Annotated in this window: 1 protein-coding gene and 3 pseudogenes; 1 reads left to right on the top strand and 3 read right to left on the bottom strand. The window is 63.0% G+C overall.

What is annotated here, in order from left to right; genetic code table 11:
• Positions 1 to 129: 129 nt before the first annotated feature.
• Positions 130 to 525 (bottom strand): annotated as a pseudogene (locus ACZ4NT_RS38985) (transposase); the annotation flags it as partial.
• 526 nt (positions 526 to 1051) lie between these two features.
• Between ACZ4NT_RS38985 and ACZ4NT_RS38980 the strand changes: the two are divergent.
• Positions 1052 to 2039: pseudogene (locus ACZ4NT_RS38980) on the top strand (IS110 family RNA-guided transposase).
• 427 nt (positions 2040 to 2466) lie between these two features.
• Here the strand turns inward: ACZ4NT_RS38980 and ACZ4NT_RS38975 are convergent.
• Together ACZ4NT_RS38975 and ACZ4NT_RS38970 are read right to left on the bottom strand one after the other, a co-directional pair.
• Positions 2467 to 2799: a histone-like nucleoid-structuring protein Lsr2 gene (locus ACZ4NT_RS38975; protein WP_467730163.1), complete on the bottom strand. Its 333-nt coding sequence runs from the start codon at positions 2797 to 2799 to the stop codon at positions 2467 to 2469.
• Between the two features lie 603 nt (positions 2800 to 3402).
• Positions 3403 to 3507: pseudogene (locus tag ACZ4NT_RS38970) on the bottom strand (IS5/IS1182 family transposase); the annotation flags it as partial.

The raw sequence follows: 3507 nt of genomic DNA, 5'->3' as shown, positions 1-3507 counted from the left end.
CACCCCCGCAACTACCTGGCGTTTCTCGGACTCGCCGCCGCCCTCTGCTGCTACAAGAGGCTCCTCCGCCTCACCACATAGGACACCGTCTAAGAGGCCGTTTTCTCCCGTTGTTTCATCCCGGAAAATCTACTGTTTGGGCTGCGGTGCCGGGTCGCGCCAGGAGATGGTGTTCTCGCTGGTGAGGCGGCGGGTCATGAGGTCTGCCATCGCGACATGGATCATGGCTTCGGAGCGGGTGGGTTTCGTAGTCGCGGGCGAGGCGGCGGTGGAGCATGAGCCAGCCGTAGGTCCGCTCGGCCACCTACCGCTTCGGGATCGGGGCGAACCCCCTCGTCCCGGGCTTGCGTTAAGTGTTTTCCATGTCGATGTCGAGGACAGCGGCGTGCTCGACAAGGTGCTGGCGGTAGCCGCCGTCGGCCCATACCCATACCTTGCGGATGCGGGGATGTTCGGTGCGACCTGGTCCAGGAGCTGGGTGCCGGCGATGGAGTCCTGCACGCTCGCCGCGGTGACCAGCACGGCCGACCAGGCCAACACCGAAAATCGCCCACAGCTCCCAAGGATCCCCGCGCCCCACCCGCGCAAGCATGGCGTCACCGGAACCATCCCGGAGAAGGCCGACCAACAGCGCGGCCCCCGTGGCTGCCGGCCACCGGACATCCGATCGTCAAATCTACCACCGTCGCAACGCAACGTAGTTGAGCGCTGCTTCAACTGCGGCACGGGCTTCCCGATATCTCCACCAGATACGACTGTGAGGATGCTGGGGTGCCGCCTTGGGTAGTGGTCTGGCCCGCGATACGACTGGCCCTGGTGCCTTGCGTTTGATCTGCCGGCTGCTGCCTGAGGCGGTGCGTGCTGTTACCGAAACGGTGGGCGTGTCCCGATAGGGGCCTTCGCGACAGGCATCGTCACAGTCCTGACCGCCACACCGTTCCGGCGTCAACCCCCGGCGTTTCCCGAGGCGATCAGGAGCGAGGCGACCATGCCCAGCATAACTCAACAGAGCCATCCACGTCAGGACACAACTGATCAGCACTAACAGGTCCTGCTCGGAGTCGATACACACAAAGATGTCCACGTGGGTGCGGTCATCACTAGCACCGGTTTTCTGCTGGACACGCAAAGCTTCCCCACGACCCGGGAGGGATATCGCCAACTGCTCTTCTGGGCACGTGTTTTCGGGCGGTTACGGCAGGCCGGGGTGGAGTGCACCGGCTCCTACGGAGCCGCCCTCACTCGCTATCTGCACCAAGAAGGCATCACGGTCAGCGAGGCCAACCAGCCCGACAAGGCCGCCCGACGCCGACACGGCAAGTACGACTCCATCAATGCGGCAGCCGCCGCCCGGGCGATCCTCTCCGGCCGAGCCACAGCCACCGCCAAGACGACCGACGGCCCGGTGGAGACGATCCGGCTGTTCAAGATGGCCAAGACCTCCGCAGTCAAGTCCCGGTCCATGGCCATCAACCAGCTCAAGGCCGTGCTCGTGGCGGCAGAGCCGGCCTTGCGTGAGTCACTGGGCGGGCTGAGCAACCCCAAACTCATCCGCCGGTGTTCGCAGCTGCGGGCCCGCGCCCGGCACGGGCCGCAGGCGGCATCCCGCCCACGCTCCGGCTCCTGGCCAAGCGAATCCTGCATCTCACCGAGGAGATCAACGACCTCACGGCACGGATCAGCACAGCGATCGATGCTTGCTCACCCAAGCCCCTGGAGCTCTACGGTGTCGGTCCGGACACGGCAGCAGCCCTGCTGACCGCGGCCGGCGACGACCCCGACCGCCTGGCGAGCGAAGCCTCAACCTCGGCCTCTGCGGTGCCAGCCCCGTGGAAGCATCGTCTGGAAAGACCCGGCGCCGCCGACCCAACCGCGGCGGCGACCGCCAGGCCAATTCAGCGCTCTACACCATCGTCATCGCCCGTTTGCGATGGGACACCCGCATCCGTTCTTACGTGGAACGACGAGTCAGCGAGGGCAAGACACGACGCGAAGCCATCCGATGCCTCAAACGCTACGTGGCCCGCGAGATCTACTAAGCCCTGCTCACAGCCAGAAAGTAAGCCCCGGCACCATTCCCCGCCGGTTGACATCCATAGGGCCGGTTGGCATCCATAGGGGCATCAAGACTGCCACCCCTTACGAAGCAGCGGTCACTCGCGCATCCTTCCCACTCCGGGCAAGTTCCGTTATCTGCAGACAGACCCTCAAGCGTGTTTTACGTCGACGCTCTCGCTCGGATCCAGACAACTGAACCTGATCGACTGCCTACCTGTGCAGCATTTTGGCCCGAACCTAGCTGACAACTGCAGGCTGCATCTGGAGATCGCTCTGGCCTTCTGCAACGCCCTTTAAGATTGGCGCCATACGCGCTACGCAGACACTTCAGACCGCATTGCTAAGCCGGACCCCGCGTCGGCAGTGGCAAGGTCCACGGAGGCGGAGCGGGGGGACAATGATGTTTGGTCAGTGAGCCTTGCGGTAAGCCTCATGAACAGCGGCTGGTACGCGCCCCCGGTCGTTGACTTGATAGTCGTTCTCTCGTGCCCAAGCTCGAAGTTCCTCGGAACTAGGCCCCTCGGACTGTACTTTACGCGGCCGGCCTGCCTTGCTCGCCCGACCGGTCTTGCGGCCCTTTTCGATGAATGGGGCAAGCGCCTCGAAGAGCTTGTCATAGTTGTCCGAGATCAGGTCAATTTCGTACTTTACCCCATCCAGGGAGAAGGTGTGCGTCCGTACCTCTTCGGATTCCGCACCCGTAAGGTCATCCGTGTAAACGGTAACAATCTTCTGTGCCATACAAGGATGGTACCCAATTTTCGCCAGGTGTCTACCTCGCGCTTCCTGGGCATGCAATCGCCGCACCACGATCACGCAGTTCATTCCATTACGGCCCAGTAGGAGCGAAGGCAGGTTGGGGCCTCACCTTCCGCGGTTGCTGTTCACAAGAGTCGTGCCGAGAAGCCCCTGCTCGGGCCGCTGGGCACGCACTCCGGATCGGCCGAGCAATGCACTCCGCCGGAACTGAATCCGCCAGCGGCGTCTCTTGGCACTGCTCGGCGTAAGCCCCAGTCCGGTCAGTTGTGGACCTCACGCGTCCACCATCCTAACTCCCTTTGATCGGTTTTTTTGACTCTATGATTGCCCGCGTTCGACGAGAGAAGCCGAGAGGTGTGCCGACATGTCACATTAAGACATTGCGTGAGATGTCTACCGAAAACCTGCCAAGCAGGGCGTCATCGAATACCTCACCCCTCGTCGCCGTCTACGTGTGACGTCCTGATCTTTGAGGTTGTCGCTAGAGGTTGTCCCGTGTGGGGTGTGAGTTATCCGGTGAGGGCAGGTTGTGGAGCCGGGCGATGCCGAGCATGGCCGGGTGAACTCCGTCGCCCTTTACTGTCCCTAACAAAGGCGTTGGACGTGGCGGTGGGTGATCAGGCAGACGGCGAGTCCGAGGAAGGCTTCGTGGATGTCGTCGCGTCGTTCCCAGCGGATGCGCAGGCGGCG

Source organism: Streptomyces sp. NPDC026417 (genome assembly GCF_055567695.1).
The sequence above is the reverse complement of the archived record's forward strand: the minus strand, read 5'-3'. Positions and strand labels throughout refer to the sequence as shown.

What these genes read in the sequence shown, in the direction of transcription:
- ACZ4NT_RS38975 (WP_467730163.1), bottom strand. Translation starts at nt 2,799, where the DNA reads ATGGCACAGAAGATTGTTACCGTTTACACGGATGACCTTACGGGTGCG.